19 protein-coding genes are annotated in these 15,507 nt (G+C 66.6%); 13 read left to right on the top strand and 6 right to left on the bottom strand.

Translation table 11 applies throughout. The features are described from left to right. Nucleotides 1–109: 109 nt before the first annotated feature. On the bottom strand, nt 110–469 hold the full coding sequence (locus ACN6PJ_RS16655; RefSeq protein ID WP_427996955.1) for a hypothetical protein: 360 nt from the start codon (nt 467–469) through the stop codon (nt 110–112). Between the two features lie 415 nt (nt 470–884). Between ACN6PJ_RS16655 and ACN6PJ_RS16660 the strand changes: the two genes are divergently transcribed. Then, complete coding sequence (locus ACN6PJ_RS16660) at nt 885–1,295, top strand: hypothetical protein (protein WP_427996956.1); 411 nt, start codon at nt 885–887, stop codon at nt 1,293–1,295. Then, nucleotides 1,296–1,517: a helix-turn-helix transcriptional regulator gene (locus ACN6PJ_RS16665; RefSeq protein WP_427996957.1), complete on the top strand. Its 222-nt coding sequence runs from the start codon at nt 1,296–1,298 to the stop codon at nt 1,515–1,517. Nucleotides 1,518–1,610: 93 nt separating this feature from the next. Here the strand turns inward: ACN6PJ_RS16665 and ACN6PJ_RS16670 are convergent, their stop codons facing one another. Beyond that, the gene (locus ACN6PJ_RS16670) at nt 1,611–2,360 is read right to left on the bottom strand and encodes an SDR family oxidoreductase (protein ID WP_427996958.1); all 750 of its coding nucleotides are present in this window, start codon (nt 2,358–2,360) and stop codon (nt 1,611–1,613) included. A gap of 257 nt (nt 2,361–2,617) precedes the next feature. Here ACN6PJ_RS16670 and ACN6PJ_RS16675 point away from each other — a divergent pair, with 257 nt between their 5' ends. After that, nucleotides 2,618–3,862: a tetratricopeptide repeat protein gene (locus tag ACN6PJ_RS16675; RefSeq protein WP_427996959.1), complete on the top strand. Its 1,245-nt coding sequence runs from the start codon at nt 2,618–2,620 to the stop codon at nt 3,860–3,862. 86 nt (nt 3,863–3,948) lie between these two features. On the opposite strand, the gene ACN6PJ_RS16680 is transcribed toward ACN6PJ_RS16675, so the two are convergent. After that, nucleotides 3,949–4,740 carry an IclR family transcriptional regulator gene (locus ACN6PJ_RS16680; RefSeq protein WP_427996960.1) on the bottom strand — a complete coding sequence of 264 codons (792 nt, stop codon included), beginning with the start codon at nt 4,738–4,740 and terminating at the stop codon, nt 3,949–3,951. Further along, nucleotides 4,737–5,369, bottom strand: a complete 633-nt coding sequence (locus ACN6PJ_RS16685) for a flavin reductase family protein (protein WP_427996961.1) — start codon at nt 5,367–5,369, stop codon at nt 4,737–4,739. The genes ACN6PJ_RS16680 and ACN6PJ_RS16685 overlap by 4 nt, the downstream gene beginning before the upstream one ends. A 237-nt stretch (nt 5,370–5,606) precedes the next feature. Between ACN6PJ_RS16685 and ACN6PJ_RS16690 the strand changes: the two genes are divergently transcribed. The 8 genes from ACN6PJ_RS16690 (at nt 5,607) to ACN6PJ_RS16725 (ending at nt 11,179) form a co-directional block, all read left to right on the top strand. After that, a complete protein-coding gene (locus ACN6PJ_RS16690) occupies nt 5,607–6,575 on the top strand; it encodes a Bug family tripartite tricarboxylate transporter substrate binding protein (RefSeq protein ID WP_427996962.1) in 969 nt (322 codons plus the stop codon). Between the two features lie 67 nt (nt 6,576–6,642). Next, entirely contained in the window at nt 6,643–7,023 is a 381-nt protein-coding gene (locus ACN6PJ_RS16695) for a RidA family protein (protein ID WP_427996963.1), read from the top strand. 12 nt (nt 7,024–7,035) lie between these two features. Beyond that, entirely contained in the window at nt 7,036–7,908 is an 873-nt protein-coding gene (locus ACN6PJ_RS16700; protein ID WP_427996964.1) for an amidohydrolase family protein, read from the top strand. After that, on the top strand, nt 7,905–8,792 hold the full coding sequence (locus tag ACN6PJ_RS16705) for a fumarylacetoacetate hydrolase family protein (RefSeq protein ID WP_427996965.1): 888 nt from the start codon (nt 7,905–7,907) through the stop codon (nt 8,790–8,792). Before ACN6PJ_RS16700 ends, ACN6PJ_RS16705 begins: the two co-directional genes overlap by 4 nt. Beyond that, nucleotides 8,782–9,564 carry a 2-oxo-hept-4-ene-1,7-dioate hydratase gene (hpaH, locus tag ACN6PJ_RS16710; RefSeq protein WP_427996966.1) on the top strand — a complete coding sequence of 261 codons (783 nt, stop codon included), beginning with the start codon at nt 8,782–8,784 and terminating at the stop codon, nt 9,562–9,564. Before ACN6PJ_RS16705 ends, hpaH begins: the two co-directional genes overlap by 11 nt. Nucleotides 9,565–9,573: 9 nt before the next feature. Next, a complete protein-coding gene (locus ACN6PJ_RS16715; protein ID WP_427996967.1) occupies nt 9,574–10,386 on the top strand; it encodes an aldolase/citrate lyase family protein in 813 nt (270 codons plus the stop codon). A 58-nt stretch (nt 10,387–10,444) separates the two neighbouring features. Then, nucleotides 10,445–10,741: a hypothetical protein gene (locus ACN6PJ_RS16720; RefSeq protein WP_427996968.1), complete on the top strand. Its 297-nt coding sequence runs from the start codon at nt 10,445–10,447 to the stop codon at nt 10,739–10,741. A 15-nt stretch (nt 10,742–10,756) separates the two neighbouring features. Next, nucleotides 10,757–11,179: a hypothetical protein gene (locus ACN6PJ_RS16725; protein WP_427996969.1), complete on the top strand. Its 423-nt coding sequence runs from the start codon at nt 10,757–10,759 to the stop codon at nt 11,177–11,179. A 13-nt stretch (nt 11,180–11,192) separates the two neighbouring features. Here the strand turns inward: ACN6PJ_RS16725 and ACN6PJ_RS16730 are convergent, their stop codons facing one another. Then, nucleotides 11,193–11,993, bottom strand: coding sequence for a hypothetical protein (locus ACN6PJ_RS16730; protein WP_427996970.1), 801 nt, complete (start codon nt 11,991–11,993; stop codon nt 11,193–11,195). Between the two features lie 139 nt (nt 11,994–12,132). After that, entirely contained in the window at nt 12,133–13,104 is a 972-nt protein-coding gene (locus tag ACN6PJ_RS16735) for a LysR family transcriptional regulator (protein WP_427996971.1), read from the bottom strand. A 286-nt stretch (nt 13,105–13,390) separates the two neighbouring features. Between ACN6PJ_RS16735 and ACN6PJ_RS16740 the strand changes: the two genes are divergently transcribed. After that, a complete protein-coding gene (locus ACN6PJ_RS16740) occupies nt 13,391–14,719 on the top strand; it encodes an MFS transporter (RefSeq protein WP_427996972.1) in 1,329 nt (442 codons plus the stop codon). Beyond that, the gene (locus tag ACN6PJ_RS16745) at nt 14,716–15,495 is read left to right on the top strand and encodes an SDR family NAD(P)-dependent oxidoreductase (RefSeq protein WP_427996973.1); all 780 of its coding nucleotides are present in this window, start codon (nt 14,716–14,718) and stop codon (nt 15,493–15,495) included. The genes ACN6PJ_RS16740 and ACN6PJ_RS16745 overlap by 4 nt, the downstream gene beginning before the upstream one ends. Nucleotides 15,496–15,507: the final 12 nt, after the last annotated feature.

Consider the following 15,507-nt stretch of genomic DNA (forward strand, 5'->3'; position numbering starts at 1 on the left):
CCTTTATTTGCCGGACTATCGCGGCAGCCCCCTTCCAACTTGCGAAAAATCTCCGCCCCTCAATCCCCTAACGGTTTTCACGCGTGCAACTGCCCTCGGCCCGCGCCGCTCAGGGCGCCACCTGGTAGCCGCGCTGCTGCATGCAATCGGCGTAGGCGGAAGCCGCGGCCGCCTTGGCTTGCGACTGGGCGGCCCGCTCGTGCCGGCGCTTGCGCACACCGGCTATCGCCGCGCCCATCGGTGCCGCCCCCACCGCCACACCGATGGCCGCGCCCCGGACGCGTCCGCCGGATGTAGGACTTTCCGTAGCGGCGCTGCTCTCACTGTCGGCCAGCGCCCGACACGCGGCGGAATCTTGCTGGGTGGTTGCGGAAGACTGCCCGTTGAGCGGCGTCACGGTCTGGGCCGTGGCGCTGAGGCAGAACGTGACGAGAAGCAATGCAACGCCGAAGTGCATGGACGGTTTCATGAAAAATCCCATTCCTATCGAGAGCCAGAGATTTGCCGTTTGGCTTGGCAAGTGGGCGGTGGCGCCACATGCTTGAGGTGATCGAGGGCAAGCAATCAAGGACCGGCGCTATATATTCCGGGTCTTAAGAGCCCGATCGCGGATCAGTTGCCGGCGCTTCGGCGCAACCGATCGGTCGAGTTCTTGTTCAAGCGTTTCGCTTCAAAACAAACGACACCGCATCGGCCTAGTACCTGAATCGACATATCGCTCCCTGGTTATCGCGGTAGTGTACGGGACGGGGATGACGGCTGAACCGGGTGCTCGAGGGCCGCTGGCGCTCAGGAGCGGGCCACGGAATGTAAAGAATACTAGACTTATTGACACGATAACCTGACATCTATAAAGTCAGGTTTTCTTTACACAGGCGATCACCATGCCGACTCACGCCGATTCCCTGCGCGCCCCTTCGCCCGGCCGCACTTACGTTATCCGCACGATGTTTCTGATGAGCGCGTACGTGCTGGTTCACGCCGCCGCGATCGGGGGGCTTTTCGATGGCATCCTGGGCCAGCCCGCCGGATGGGCGGTGGCCGCGCTGGCCGCGCTGCTCGTGGCGGGTCAAATATGGGCCACGCTACGGCTCATGGCGCATAGCGACGAATACATGCGCGTGATAGTCGCCAAATGCTTCATCCTGGCCGCCGGCGCCACGATGGCGCTCTGGTCTGCCTGGGGATTTGGCGAAACCTATGCGGCGGCCCCTCATCTGCCCGGCTGGCTCGTCTATCCCGTGTTCTGGGGAATCTACGCCCTGGTATCCCCGTTTGTCCGCACGAGCAATTGAATGAAAAACAAGTTGCGGGTACTGCGAGCCGAAGCAGGCTGGACGCAAGCAGACCTGGCGGAACGATTGGGTGTCTCTCGCCAGGCCGTTAACGCGCTGGAAACCGAAAAGCACGCGCCGTCCTTGGATCTTGCATTTCGGATCAGCGCGCTCTTCAAGCGGCGGATCGAGGATATTTTCGAAAGCCCTTACCGAAGCGCGGACGGAGATAAGAAAGACTGATGCCGCGCATCGAGGCTTCACCGGTTCTGGCCCGGCACGGCGATCACCTCGCGCGCGGTTTGCTGCCTCCATGTCCGCATGGCATGCGGGCCGTCACTTCACCGCCGCGTTTCCTCCATCCGCGAACAAGGCGGAACCCGTGACGAAGCTCGCCATCGAGCTCGCCAGAAACAAGGCCGCGGAAGCGATCTCCTCCGGCCGGGCGATCCGTTTCATCGCATGCAGCCCTGCCGCCCATTCCTTCTGCGCGCTGTCGCCGGCCATGGGAGTGTCGACACCGCCGGGCAAAAGCGCGTTGGCCCTGATGCCTTTGTCGCCGTAGTCCGCGGCGATTCCTTTGACCAGCCCCATCAGCCCCGCCTTGGCGGCGGCATACGCAGCCATGCCGGGCAGCCCGACGCTGGTGCCGACAAAGCTGGACGTGAAGATGATCGCCCCGCCCTTGCGTTCGAGCATGGCGGGGATTTGATGAACGCTAGCCAGGAAGGCCGAGTGCAGGTTCGCCGCTATCGTTGTGTGCCAATCGGCGAAGGCGATGTCGGCCAGCGGCGCGATGGGGCCGGTCGCCCCGGCGTTGTTGAACGCGATATCCAGGCCGCCGAATGCCCCAACCGCCTCTGAAACCAGACGCCGGTGGGTCTCGGGCTGGCTGGCGTCGCCAGCAACCGCCCGCGCCTTCCCGCCCTGATCCCGAATGCGCGCCGCCACGACTTCCAGCGCCGATTCCCCCCTGGCATTCAAGACGACGGCGGCCCCCTCGGCACTGAACAAGAGCGCGGCGGCACGCCCGATTCCCGATGATGCGCCCGTGATGATGGCGACTTTATCCTGCAGCAAACCCATGATGAGGCTCCGATATGAATGGCGTTCCGTCATTCTCCAGGGCGTTCATGAAGGCGGATATCCGGTTCTTGCGGCCCGGTTCGGCCGCACAAATGGCGCGAGACTACAATGCTGGCGCAAGCCGATGGCGATTCCCATCCGTCGTGTATCCCCCAGTATCCATGTCCTCTCCCCTTCCCAGATTCCGACGCACTCTGAAAGCGTTCGCCGCGCTGGCATTGCTGGCGCTATCGCCGCACACCGCGCACGCGGCGCCCATGGAGACTCGCCCCCCATGGCTGGATTCGGCTATCTGGTACGACCAGGACCCCGGCCGTTGGAACGCCGCCGAAGTGCGGCAGTGGCTGCGCGACGCGCCGCAAGGCGATGCCGCCGTCCAGTACCGCGCCGCCGTGGCCCTGGAAGCGGGCCAGCATGTGCCTCAGGACCTGGCCCAGGCGCGGCGCTGGTATGAGGCCGCCGCGCGGGGCGGAAATGCCGCCGCGCAGGCGTCTCTGGCGCGCATGTTGCAGGCCGGCTGGGGCGGTCATCAGGATGAGCGGGCGGCGCGCAAGTGGAATGAGCTTGCCGCGGACCAGGGCCATCGCCGGGCGTTGTTCAATCAGGCCGCCCGACTGCAGCGTGAGGCCGGACCGCAAGGCGGCATGCCGGCCGCCGCGCTATCGCGCTATCGGCGGGCGGCGGAACTGGGGCTGCCGCAGGGCGCGGCGGTGCTTGCGGAGTTTTATCGGGACGACCGCGGCGCGCGGGATCTGCCCGAGGCCTGGCGCTGGCTGGGCCAGGCGGCCGATTCGGGCTATGCGCCGGCGCTCTATGACCTGGACGACTGGTGCAATGCGCGGCCCGAATGGAAGGGCTGCGAGACCAAGGCGATCCATGCCCTTGCCGATGCGGCCAGGCTGGGCTACCCGCCCGCGCAGGGCCGGCTGGGGTTGCGGTATCTGGACGTTACCGTCCGGCAGATACGTTGGACGCCCGAGCTGTGGCTGAAGCTGAATGCGCGCTATCCGGACGATCCGGCTTTGCTGAAGGACCGCGAGGCCGGCGCGCGCTGGGTGACGCTGGCGGCAGCCAACGGCGACGTGCTCGCGCTCTACAACATCGGAATCATATTGCAGCGGGAAGCGGCAAAAGGCGTGTCCGGCAACTCCGCCTACGAGCCAACGGCCATGACCGCGGTACGCGCCTGCTTTGCCGCTGCGGCGCGGCGCGGCATGGGCGCGGCCATGCTGGCAATGGTGGAGACCTACGAGGCCGAGGACGCGCGCGAGCAGTACAGCCGGCAGGAACGCGAGGAACTCATGCACTATTGGGTCCGTCAGGCGGACGCGGCGGGAATGCTGGACCGCCAAAGGATAGGTCCGATGTGGTCGGGCTGGAATTATGCGCATCCCAGGCGGCCCATAGCGCCGCCCTCGGACGAGGCTATGCGCCGCGGCATGGCGCCGGCGGCGGCCTGCGCGTTGAAGCCGCGGCCCAAGGCCGACGCCGCCGCCGGATAGCGCGCAGCGCCCCGGGGCCCTCCCCAGCGTCACCCGACAACCGCGCTGCGGCATGCAACTGGCCAGGCAATGGCAGCCGGCCCGCTTCAGGTTCTACCAGCCACCTGCGCATACCTCCCCGCAATTCCCGCCGCCGCCTGCCGCATCCGCTCCACCACCACGCCAAACCTTTCCACCGCCAGCCGTTCCGCCATCGCCGTCACCGTAATCGCCCCCAGCGCTTCCTTCTTGCCGAACAGGATCGGCACCGCCACCGCGCTGGTCCCTGGCATCAGCCCGGCCGGCGCATGCGCCAACCCTTCTTTCCGCGCCTTCTCTACCCGGGCAATCACATCCTCCACCCGCTCGCCCAACACCTCCAGCCGCGCCGCGTTGCTGCGCACCAGTCCCGCGCTTTCCTCGGCATCCAGGCTGGCCAATAGGGCCACCCCCGACACGCCCACTCCGAGCGGCCGCCTCACTCCCACTTCAATCGACAGCACCTGTATCGGGTGCCGCCCGGTCCGCCTGCCGATGCATATCGAGTCGTGCCCGTGCCGGATACTGAGAAATACCGTGTCCCCAACCTGATCGGCCAACTCCGTTATATACGGATCGGCCAGCGTCAATAACGGAAACCGCCGCGTGCGCGCCAGACCCAGCAGGGTGACCTCCTGCCCGATCAGATAGCGGCGCGTTTCCGGATCCTGTTCGACCGCTTCTTCCTGCACCAGGGTCTTCAGCAATCGATGCACGGTCGGGCGGTTCAGGCCGGACATGCGCTCCAGGTCCACCAGGCGCACTCCCCGTTCCTGTCCGCATGCAATCAGCCGCAGCAGCGCCAGCGCGCGGCGCACCGTCTGGGCGCCGGACGCGTTCTTGTCTTCGGCATCGCTCATGCAGCCTCCGGCTTCAGGACGGATTTGGGAGTCTGCGCGATGCCGCGCTTGGTGACGATGGCGCCCAGCGACGCGTAGTTGGGGCCGCCAATGCGGCAGATCGGCCACAGTTGCCGGGTGTCGACCTTGCCGTCCCGCATCAACCCGTCGCGGATGTGGAACATCACGACTTCGCCCACGAAGAATTCGGCGCCGGTGGATCCGAACGGCGTCACGCTGTGCAGCAGGCATTCCAGGCTGATGGGCGCGGCGGCCAGGCGGGGCGTTGCCACGGCGGAACCGGGCAGCACCTCCAGGCCCAGCAGTTCGGCTTCGCTGACGTCGGCCGGATGTTCCTGGGCGCTTTCGTGGAGCGGATCCAGGAGCGTCTCGTCGGCGATGTTCACGACGAAGTGGCCGTTGGCCAGGATGTTGCGGCCGGTGTCTTTGCGCTCCCCGGCCTTCCTGCCGATGTTGACGCCGATCATGGGCGGCTGGTTGGAAACGAAGGTGTAGCAGCTGAAGGGAGCCAGGTTGACGCCGCCGCTGGCGTTGACGCTGCTGATCCAGGCGATGGGGCGGGGGACGACGATGCCGCTCATCAGGCGGTAGGTCTGTTCGGGGTTCAGGTCGGTGGCCGGGAAGTGCATGTTGTCTCGCTCCGTAGTCCGGATATTGAACATCAGAATTTGGATACCTTGGTACGCGCACAGTGCGCCAAGCCTGATTTTCCGATGTAGAGAGCCTCATCCTGAAGAATCCAACGGAGCACTCTCTAAAAATAGTCCAATATTCGGAACTTTTCGCGAAATTGGCGTTGTTCGGCAACGCGGGAGTTTCTAGAGTGTCATCAAACAAAACGCGATGACACGCACAGGAGACTGACCATGAACCGCAACGCGCTCCGCGCCTGCGCCACTGTGGCGCTGGCTGTCCTTACCTCGATGGCGCATGCCGCCTGGCCCGAGAGGCCCGTGAAGATTGTCGTGCCCTACCCGCCCGGCGGAAATGTGGACGTGGCGGCGCGGCTTATTGCGCCGGGGTTGCAGGCGGCGCTGGGGCAACCGTTCATCGTCGAGAACAAACCCGGCGCGGGCGGCATGATTGCCGGAGAACAGGTGGCGCGCTCGGCGCCGGACGGGTACACCCTGTTCATGGCCGCGAATGGCCCGCTGCTGTTTTCTCCGCTGATTTTCAAGCGCGACGCATACCAGTGGGATCGGGATTTTGCGCCGATCAGTTCGGTCTCGTATACGCCGCTGGTGTTGCAGGTGCGGCCGGCGCTGAAGGCGAAGACCCTGCAAGAGCTGCTGGCGCTGGCGAAAAAGGATCCGGGCAAGCTGAACATGGCGTCGCCCGGCGCGGGCACGACGAATCATCTGGTGAGCGAGCTGTTGCAGTCGCTGACCGGCGCGCGCTGGACGACGGCGCAATACAAGGGCAATGCGCCGGCCACGACGGATCTGCTGGGCGGCCAGGTGGATTTCAATTTCGACCAGATCTCGGTGGCGCTGCCTTACGTGAAGGACGGGCGGCTGCGGGCGCTGGCGGTAACGACCGCCAAGCGCGTGCCCTCGATGCCCGATGTGCCCACGTTTGCGGAAGCCGGCGTGCAGGGCATGGAGGCGGCGACCTTTACCGGGCTGCTGGCGCCGAAGGGCACGCCGCCGGAGGTCCTGGACAAGTTGAGCGCGGCGTTGGGCAAGGTCCTGGCGCAGCCGGCGATCATCCAGCGTTTCGACGAGCTGGGCGCGGAAGCGCGCGGCAGTTCGCCCGAGGAATTCACGCGCTACCTGGCCGCGGAAGACGCGCGCTGGACGCCAATCATCAAGCGCGCCGGCATTACGGCGAATTGAATCCGGGCGCGCCAGGCACGCAACCCGGCGCTCTCTCCCCTTCATCTATCCCGACACGGAACCCGCCATGAGCAGACGCAGCATCTATGCCGAAGGCTTCAGCCACAAGAATCCCATTCCCGCCGCCTGCCGGATCGGCCCCATGCTGTATTCCGGCAGCATCCAGGGCACCGACCCGGCGACGGGCGCCTACGGCGCGTCGCTGGAACGCCAGTGCGAACTGATGTTCGATCACGTGCGCCGTATCGTGGAAGCGGGCGGAGGCTCGCTGGACCACATCGCCAAGATGACGGTATGGATGCGCGACCGCGGCCAGCGCGCGGCCCTGAATGCGGTATGGCTGCAGGCGTTTCCGGATGCGGGGAACCGGCCGGCGCGCCACACCCTTCAGGCGGATCTGGATGGCGACAAGCTCATCGAATGCGATTTCGTCGCGGTGATCGGCTAAAGGAACCCCGCGATGACGCAATACCAACACTTCCATACCCATCCGACCGCGCCGGCGCAGCGTTTGCCGCCGGGCGCGTGCGATAGCCAGTTTCATGTGTTCGGACCGGCGGACCGTTACCCGGTGCGCCCGGGCGCGGCGTATGAAATGCCCAGCGCAACGATCGAGACGGCGCTGGCCCTGCACCGGCTGCTCGGCATCGAGCGCGGCGTGATCGTGCAGGCCACGACCTATGGCGCCGATCATCAGGTGGTGCTGGACGGCCTCGCCACGGCCGGCCCGTCGTATCGCGGCTGCGCGAATGCGGTGGTGCTGGCCGAGCGCGATGACGCGTATATACAGAAGCTGCACGACGCGGGGGTGCGCGGCGCGCGCTTCACGCGCCAGGGATTGGGCATCAGCATGGCGCCGGCCGTGTTCGACCGTTCCATCGCGCGCATCCGCGAGTTGGGCTGGTACGCCAAGTTCCAGCCCGAGCCCGACGGCATGATGGCCCAGATCGGGCAGTTCGAATCGCTGGACATACCGGTGCTGCTGGACCACATGGGCCGCGCCGATCCACGCGCGGGCGCGAGCGATCCCACGCGGCGCAAGCTGGAATCGCTGCTGGCGCGCGGCAATTTCTGGGTGATGCTGTCATTGACGGAAAAGCTGTCGCGCGCGGGCGAGCCCTGGGACGACGTGATTCCGCTGGCCCAGGCGTTGATCGCCGCGAACCCCGACCGCGTGGTATGGGGCAGCGACTGGCCGCATCCGGTCTCGGTGCAAGCCACGCCGGACGAGGGCCGCCTGCTGGATCAGCTGGCGCGCTATGCCGGCGATGACGCCACGCTCAGGAAGATCCTGGTCGACAACCCCGCGCGCCTTTTTGGATTCGACGAATGAAACTGCTCAGCTTCACCCATGAAGGCCGCGCGCGCTTTGGCGCCCTGCGCGGCCGGGACGAGATCGTTGCGCTGGACGGCCAGGGCAACGACAGCCTGCTCGCCGCGCTGGAAGCCGGCGCCCTTCCCGCCTTGGCGCGCCTGGCCGGGACCCTGCCGGTCACGCACCGGCTGGACGAAGTGCGCCTGCTGCCGCCGGTTCCCGTGCCCGGGAAGATCATCTGCGTGGGCGTGAACTACGGCAAGCGCAACGAGGAATACCAGGACGGCAGCGCGCCGCCCGCCTATCCCAGCGTGTTCCCGCGCTTTCCGGGATCGTTCGTGGGGCACGGCGAGCCTTTGCTGCGCCCGCCGGAGTCCGAACAGCTGGACTACGAGGGCGAGATCGCCATCGTGATCGGCAAGGCCGGCCGCCGCATCGCCGCCGAAGACGCCTGGAGCCACATCGCCGGCCTGACCTGCCTGAACGAAGGCACGGTGCGCGACTGGATCAAGCACGGCAAGTTCAATGTGACCCAGGGCAAGAACTTCGATGCCAGCGGTTCGATGGGCCCATGGATGACGACGGCCGACGAGTTCGACCCCGCCGCGCCGCTGACGGTCCGCACTCGCGTCAACGGCGAACTGCGCCAGCAGGACTCGACCGACAACCTGATGTTCCCCTTCGCCGAACTGATCCGCTACATCTCCATCTGGACCACCCTCAGGCCGGGCGACGTCATCTCGACCGGCACCCCTATCGGCGCCGGCGTGCGCTTCACGCCGCCGCGCTTCCTGAAGCCGGGCGACGTGGTCGAGGTGGAAGTGGCGGGCATCGGTACCCTGTCCAACCCCGTGGCCGACGAATCGACCGCGCCCGCACAAGGAACCCGCCATGCTCAATGAAGACGATCGCGACCGCGCCGCCGGACTCCTGCTGGAGGCGGAACGCAGCGGCGTCCCCACCACGCAGCTCGACCAGGCCTTTCCCGGCATCGAGATCGCCGATGCCTATGCGATCCAGAAACGCATCATCGACCAGAAGCTTGCCGCCGGAGCCAAGTTGCGCGGCCACAAGATCGGCCTGACCTCGAAGGCGATGCAAAGCACCGTCGGCATCGACGAGCCGGACTATGGGCACTTGCTGGACACGATGTTCTATCAGGATGGCGAGACCATCCCGACGGCCAGGCTGATCGTGCCCCGCGTGGAGGTGGAACTGGCTTTCGTGCTGGGCAAGCCGCTGCACGGCCCCGGCGTGAGCCTGTTCGATGTGCTGGACGCCACCGACTATGTGGTGCCGGCGCTGGAACTGATCGACGGGCGCAGCAAGTATCCGCGCCGGATCGTCGACAACATCGCCGACAACGCCGCCTGCGCGGGCATCGTATTGGGCGGCCGGCCCGTGCGGCCGCTGGACATCGACCTGCGATGGGTGGGCGCCTTGCTCCTGAAAAACGGCGTGATCGAGGAATCGGGCGTATCCGCGGCGGTGCTGGGGCATCCGGCGCTGGGCATTGCCTGGCTGGCCAACAAGCTGGCCCAGCACGATACGGGCCTGGCCGCCGGGCAGATCGTGCTGGCCGGGTCGTTCACCCGCACGGTGGCGGTCAAGCGCGGCGACACATTGCATGCCGACTACGGCAAGCTCGGCAGCATCTCGGTCCATTTCTCGTAGGGACGGCGCATGGAACTTCCCATCAATACGTTCAAACGCGCGCTGCGCGAACAGCGCCATCAGACCGGTCTGTGGGTCACGCTCGGCCATCCGAACAGCACCGAACTGGTCGCCGCCAGCGGCTTTGACTGGCTGCTGCTCGACACCGAACACACGCCGGCGCTGCTGCCGACCGTAATGGCCCAGCTGCAAGCCGCGGCCGCCTACCGCAGCCATCCCGTCGTGCGACCCTCGTGGAACGATAAGATCCAGATCAAGCAGTACCTGGACATCGGCGCGCAGACCTTGCTGCTGCCCTATGTGCAGAACGCGGCCGAAGCCGAGAGCGCCGCGGCCGGCATGCGCTACGCGCCGCGCGGCGTGCGCGGGGTCAGCGGCACCATGCGCGCCACGCGTTATGGCCGGGTGCCGGACTATATGCGCCGCTGCGAGGACGAGCTGTGCCTCCTGGTGCAGGCCGAGACCGGCGAGGCCCTGGAGAACCTGGACGCCATCATCGCGGTGGATGGCGTGGACGGGGTCTTCATCGGACCGGCGGACCTGGCTGCCAGCCTCGGCTATCCGGGCGAGCCTCAGCATCCAAAGGTCGTGGCCGAGGTCGAACGCGCCATCGGCCGGGTGCGCGCGGCCGGCAAGGCGCCGGGCGTGCTGACGCCGGATGAGACGCTGGCGCGGCGGTACATGGCTGCCGGGAGCCTGTATACGGCGGTGGGCGTGGATGCGGCAATTCTGGCGCGGCACTGCGATCAGCTGGCGGCGCGCTTTGCAGGAGCCGCGCCGCCCGACGGGCGGTCCCCCGTTGCCGCCGACGCGCGATGGTGACTTAAACTCCCATCTGGCGCGCCAACAGACTTCCCCCACGCGTGCGCCGGAGACCCGAATGCCAATAGCGTTTACCGATCTTGAGCAGAACATGCTGGGGAGCTTGCGAGCGCAACCGGCGTTCGCGGGCTGGAAGAAAAAGGGCAAGCGTCGCCTGTGGCGGGCTTGCGGCGACGTGCTCGAGATCACGTGCGCGGAGGACCTGGCGGGATGGCTGCCCCTCTTGCCCGCCGACGTGGAGAACCACATCGCCCCGTGGCTGCGGCGGTACCAGACGATCGAGCAGGCCCAATACGAATACCGCATCCCGCGATGGCGCCTGGAGGCGGCGGGGCTGGCGCCCGACGAGGCTTAACGGCGGCAACTCCCCATGCGCAACCGCCCCGACCCATTCTCCCCGCCCAAGCGGCGGCAGCCCGCGCGCCAGAACTCCCTTCTCTGGATCCTCGAACCCCTGGAACGGGACGCCAACTACTCCCACCGGAAGATGTTCGGCTGCGACGCGGCCTACCTGGACGAGGCGCTGTATCTGGTCGCCGCGGACCGGGACGATCCGTGGAGCGGCGTTCTGGTGTGCACCTCGAAAGAGCGGCATGCGGCGCTGATGTCCGAGCTGCCCAGCCTGCGGCCGCATCCCGTGCTGGGCAAGTGGCTCTACCTGCCGCAGACGGACGAGTCGTTCGAGGCGGTCGCGGTGCAACTGGTCGAGCTTGCGCTGGCGCGCGATCCGCGGCTAGGAGTGGTGCCCAGGCCGCGATCGCGGCGACGCAGCGCCTGGCGTGCCGGGGAATAAAGGCGGCGGGTCTTTACAGATGGCGATGGCTGCAGACCATGGGCTGCCCGACCAGTTCCCCGACCAGCCCGGCCAGTCCCCTGGCGCTCCCGTCGTCCAGCCCCTCCGTGCGGATCATGCGAAAGCCCATTGCCAGGCTGAACTGCCAGTCCAGCTCCAGGATCCGGTAGTCGCGGCCATCCTGCGGGCAATGCCATTGCGCGGCCGGATCGTCGTAGGCGGCGCCGATGAAGTCGACGTGCGAGTCGAACGGCGGCATGGATTCCAGCAGCTCGTCCGACCCCGGCAAACTGGGCTCGGAGAGATTCTCCCCCACCGCAACGTTGGGGCCGGGACCGTCGTAGGCCAATAGCATCAGCGGAAAATGCCTGGGATCGGCATCGTAGGCGGCCTTTGTGTCGTCGGTAAGATAGGGCCGCGCCGCGGGGCCCAGGCAGTATTGGGGGCTGTTCCAATCGCTGCCTTCATTGTCGAGATACAGATCGCCCGGCGTGATGCCGTGTTCGGCCAGCAGCGCCAGGGCTTCGTCCATGGTGTCGTGATGGCGTATCGGCATGTCGGCAGGCAGATACCCTGCCTGCACGTACATGGCGATCACGTCGCCCGTGGTGCGCAGGCCTTCCCGATACTGGTGCGATCCCTCGTTCAGGCTGGCCAGGCCGAAGCTCAGGTTCAACAGGGCGCGGTACGGAACGCCGTCCCCCCGCGGTTCAAGCACGTATCCTCCCTCCAGCAGCCTGGCTTCCAACGCGCGCCAATCGGGAGGCGGCAGGTGCATATCGCGCGGGCATAGAAACTGGTGGTGTTCGGACATGGGCGAATGATTGGTTCGAAGTTCGGGCGCCCCTTTTTAACATGGCAACGGTTGGCGTCGTCAGGGCCGGAACGTCAATCCGCTTTCGCCCCGGAGCGTTCCTCTCATGGCCCAGCGTCTGAAGCCTGGCGCCCGGACGCTACGCGCCGACCGCATCGATCAGTTCCGCCGACGACTCCCGCAGGCAATCGGCAAACAGCTGCGTGGTGGACGTCGTGGTGTCTTCGCGCCAGTACAGGATGGCCTCGCCCAGGGGCCCCAGCGGCGGCAGCGGCAGTATCCGCATCGTTCCGCGCTGCACATAGCGCCGCGCGAGAGACAAGGGCAGGATCGAGACGTACTCCCCGTCGCGCAGCAAGGACAGATTGAGCGCCAACGAACTCGACTCGATGGTCGGGCGCAGCAGGGTCACGCCATGCTCGGCAAGAATCTCGGCCATGGTCGCGAACGCGGGCGACCCCTGCATCGGCGTGATCCAGCGCACGTCCTGCAAGTCGCTCCAGGCCACGGGGGTATCGGAGCCTCCCAGGGCGTGCCGCGTGCCCACCACGAAGACGAACGGCTCGTGATGCAAGGATTCGTGACGCACCACCGGCAGATAGCCGGTCACCCGGTTGCGGCCAAGCGCCAGATCGAGATTGCCTTCGTCCATCATCTTGAGCAGGCGATCGAGCGTGGCTTCCACGAACGAGAACGACGCGTTCGGCGCGCGCCGCGTGAACAGCTCGACGGCATGCGCGATCAGGGGCTGGGGAATGGTCACCACGGCGCCGAATCTCACGTGGCCCGCGGTGCCCGAGGCCAGCGCGGTGACGTCGCGCCGAGCCAGTTCGATCTGCCGCAGGATCTCGCGCCCGCGTTCGACCAGCACGCGCCCTATGCGCGTCAATTCGACGGCGTTCCCCACGCGGCGCACGACTGGCGTGCCCAGCGCGTCCTCCATCTCCGCGATCTGCTTGGAGATGGCAGGCTGGGTGACGTGGAACGCCGCCGCAACCCGGGTGACCTGCCGCAGTTCGCCCAGCGTCACCAGGATGCGCAGGTGCCCCAGCTTCAGGCCGCTGCGGAAAAAGCGTTCGATCGAATTGTCGGTTGGCGCGCTGGCGGACATATCGGGAATGGTGGCCTCGGAAAGCGGCGCGCATCACGTGATGGCGGAATACGCCAATCATAACCAAACAGTAATACCAAGCGCCCAAAGTGTGATTTGCCGCGGGGCAGGAGCAACCCTTACCCTTCGCATGGACAGCACTGTGGAGCGGACTTTTCGTGGCACATGGACGAATTCCCCGGGCGCGATGACGGCTCCCGCTTCGATGCCACGCACATAACCGAACTCGCAGGCTGCCGAATAACTCGATGTGCCCCCATGGCACACACCTACGGAGACACCCCCCATGAGCACGTCCCTATCCGGCGGCGCGCATGCGCATGCCGGCTCTCAGGCCGCGCAGCATCCGGCGCAGCTCGACTCGCTGTATCGCAAGCTGGCCTGGCACATCATGCCGTTCCTGTTCCTGTCGTTCATCGTTGCGTACATCGACCGCGTCAATGTGAGCTTCGCGAAGCTGCAAATGCTCGCGGACCTCTCGCTGTCGGAAACCGTCTACGGCGCGGGAGCCGGAATTTTCTTTCTGGGCTACTTTCTCTTCGAAGTGCCCAGCAATCTGATCCTGCATCGCGTCGGCGCGCGCGTCTGGATCGCGCGCATCATGGTCACGTGGTCGATCATCTCTTGCCTGACGATGTTTGCGCAGGGGCCGACGTCGTTCTATGTGCTGCGATTCCTGCTGGGCGTGGCCGAAGCCGGCTTCTTCCCGGGCATCGTGCTGTACCTGGCCACGTGGTTCCCCTCGAACAGGCGCTCGCAGATCATCGCCCTGTTCATGGTGGCCATCCCGGTCTCCGGCGCCATCGGCGGTCCGCTGTCCGGCTGGATCATGGAGCGGTTCGGCGGCGCGCACGACCTGGCGGGCTGGCAGTGGCTGTTCCTGGTCGAAGGCCTCGGATCGCTCGTCGTCGGCATCGCCGCCTTCTTCGTGCTGCAGGACCGGATCGAGACCGTGAAGTGGCTCAGTTCCGACGAGAAGCGCCTGCTCGCGCAGGATCTCGCCGCCGACGACAGCACCCGCGCCCGCCATAGCGTGCGGCAGGTGTTCGGCGACCGCAGGGTCTGGTTGCTCGGCCTGCTCTATTTCTGTATCGCCATGGGCAACTACGGGCTCGTCTTCTGGCTGCCTACGATGATACGCGCCGCGGGTGTCGCCAACCTCGGCAACATCGGCCTGCTTTCGGCCGTGCCATCGCTCGTCAGCGCCGTCGCGATGATACTCATCGCGCGCCATGCGGACCGCCATAACGAACGCCGCGTCCACGTCGCCGTGTGCTGCGTGCTGGGCGCCGCCGGCATGCTCGCGTCGGTGCTGCTTGCCCAGCACCTCTGGTGGTCGATGGCCGCGCTCGTCGTGGCCGCCATCGGCATCAATTCGATCGCGCCGGTCTTCTGGGGCATTCCCACGGCGATGATGAGCGGCGCGGGCGCTGCGGCCGCCATCGCGCTGATCAATTCGGTCGGCAACCTTGCAGGCTTCGTGAGTCCATACGTTATCGGCTTTCTCAAGGACAGCACGGGGCAGCTGCTGCCGGGCATGATCATGCTGGCGTGCGCGCTGATCGGCGGCGCCGTCATCGTGATGTCGCCGGGCACCAAACGGAGTCAGGCATGAAAGCACCCGTCTGCCTGGTGACTGGCGCGGCCACCGGCATCGGCGCCGCCACCGCCCTGCGTTTCGCGCGCGACGGCTGGGCCGTGGCCATCAACAATTTCGATCACAGCACCCGGGAGGCCGCCGAGCGGGTGGCCGCCCAGTGCGCCGACGCCGGCGCCCGGACGATCGTCGTCGACGCCGACGTGGGTGACGACGCAGCCTGCCGCCGCCTCGTCGACGCCGTCGCCGCACAATGGGGACGGCTGGACGCGCTGGTCAACAGCGCGGGCACGACACGCGTGGTGCCACACGCCGATCTGGAAGCCATTGACGCCGGCGAGTTCGAACGCGTCTACCGCGTGAACCTCATCGGCATGTTTCAGATGACGCGCGCCGCGGCGCCCTTGCTGCGCGATCGTCCGGCATGCGCGGCATCGGGCAGCGTCATCAACATTTCGTCGTTGGCGTCCCTCAACGGCACAGGATCGTCGATTGCCTATGCGGCTTCCAAGGGCGCGGTCAACTCGCTGACGCTGTCGCTCGCGCGCAATCTCGCCCCGCGCGTCCGCGTGAACGCCATCGCCCCGGGCATGGTCGACGATGGCCTGCTGCGGCGGATACTCGGCGACGACGCCTACGCGCGCGTGCTCGACGGCATGCGCGAGAACGCGCCGCTCAAGCGGGTTTCCCAACCTTCGGAAATCGCGGAACTCGCCTGGTTCCTCGCCGCCCGCGCGCCCGCGATGACCGGCCAGGTCCTGGCCATCGAAAACGGCTTGCTGCTCAACACCTGAGCCCCACGACAC

This window comes from Achromobacter sp., assembly GCF_050285585.1.
In the GTDB taxonomy this organism is placed as follows: domain Bacteria; phylum Pseudomonadota; class Gammaproteobacteria; order Burkholderiales; family Burkholderiaceae_B; genus Achromobacter.

What these genes read in the sequence shown, in the direction of transcription:
- ACN6PJ_RS16675 (WP_427996959.1), top strand. Translation starts at nt 2,618, where the DNA reads ATGGAGACTCGCCCCCCATGGCTGGATTCGGCTATCTGGTACGACCAG.
- ACN6PJ_RS16665 (WP_427996957.1), top strand. Translation starts at nt 1,296, where the DNA reads ATGAAAAACAAGTTGCGGGTACTGCGAGCCGAAGCAGGCTGGACGCAA.
- ACN6PJ_RS16715 (WP_427996967.1), top strand. Translation starts at nt 9,574, where the DNA reads ATGGAACTTCCCATCAATACGTTCAAACGCGCGCTGCGCGAACAGCGC.
- ACN6PJ_RS16725 (WP_427996969.1), top strand. Translation starts at nt 10,757, where the DNA reads ATGCGCAACCGCCCCGACCCATTCTCCCCGCCCAAGCGGCGGCAGCCC.
- ACN6PJ_RS16690 (WP_427996962.1), top strand. Translation starts at nt 5,607, where the DNA reads ATGAACCGCAACGCGCTCCGCGCCTGCGCCACTGTGGCGCTGGCTGTC.
- ACN6PJ_RS16735 (WP_427996971.1), bottom strand. Translation starts at nt 13,104, where the DNA reads ATGTCCGCCAGCGCGCCAACCGACAATTCGATCGAACGCTTTTTCCGC.
- ACN6PJ_RS16695 (WP_427996963.1), top strand. Translation starts at nt 6,643, where the DNA reads ATGAGCAGACGCAGCATCTATGCCGAAGGCTTCAGCCACAAGAATCCC.
- ACN6PJ_RS16705 (WP_427996965.1), top strand. Translation starts at nt 7,905, where the DNA reads ATGAAACTGCTCAGCTTCACCCATGAAGGCCGCGCGCGCTTTGGCGCC.
- ACN6PJ_RS16700 (WP_427996964.1), top strand. Translation starts at nt 7,036, where the DNA reads ATGACGCAATACCAACACTTCCATACCCATCCGACCGCGCCGGCGCAG.
- ACN6PJ_RS16670 (WP_427996958.1), bottom strand. Translation starts at nt 2,360, where the DNA reads ATGGGTTTGCTGCAGGATAAAGTCGCCATCATCACGGGCGCATCATCG.
- ACN6PJ_RS16680 (WP_427996960.1), bottom strand. Translation starts at nt 4,740, where the DNA reads ATGAGCGATGCCGAAGACAAGAACGCGTCCGGCGCCCAGACGGTGCGC.
- hpaH (WP_427996966.1), top strand. Translation starts at nt 8,782, where the DNA reads ATGCTCAATGAAGACGATCGCGACCGCGCCGCCGGACTCCTGCTGGAG.
- ACN6PJ_RS16660 (WP_427996956.1), top strand. Translation starts at nt 885, where the DNA reads ATGCCGACTCACGCCGATTCCCTGCGCGCCCCTTCGCCCGGCCGCACT.
- ACN6PJ_RS16745 (WP_427996973.1), top strand. Translation starts at nt 14,716, where the DNA reads ATGAAAGCACCCGTCTGCCTGGTGACTGGCGCGGCCACCGGCATCGGC.
- ACN6PJ_RS16720 (WP_427996968.1), top strand. Translation starts at nt 10,445, where the DNA reads ATGCCAATAGCGTTTACCGATCTTGAGCAGAACATGCTGGGGAGCTTG.
- ACN6PJ_RS16655 (WP_427996955.1), bottom strand. Translation starts at nt 469, where the DNA reads ATGAAACCGTCCATGCACTTCGGCGTTGCATTGCTTCTCGTCACGTTC.
- ACN6PJ_RS16740 (WP_427996972.1), top strand. Translation starts at nt 13,391, where the DNA reads ATGAGCACGTCCCTATCCGGCGGCGCGCATGCGCATGCCGGCTCTCAG.
- ACN6PJ_RS16730 (WP_427996970.1), bottom strand. Translation starts at nt 11,993, where the DNA reads ATGTCCGAACACCACCAGTTTCTATGCCCGCGCGATATGCACCTGCCG.
- ACN6PJ_RS16685 (WP_427996961.1), bottom strand. Translation starts at nt 5,369, where the DNA reads ATGCACTTCCCGGCCACCGACCTGAACCCCGAACAGACCTACCGCCTG.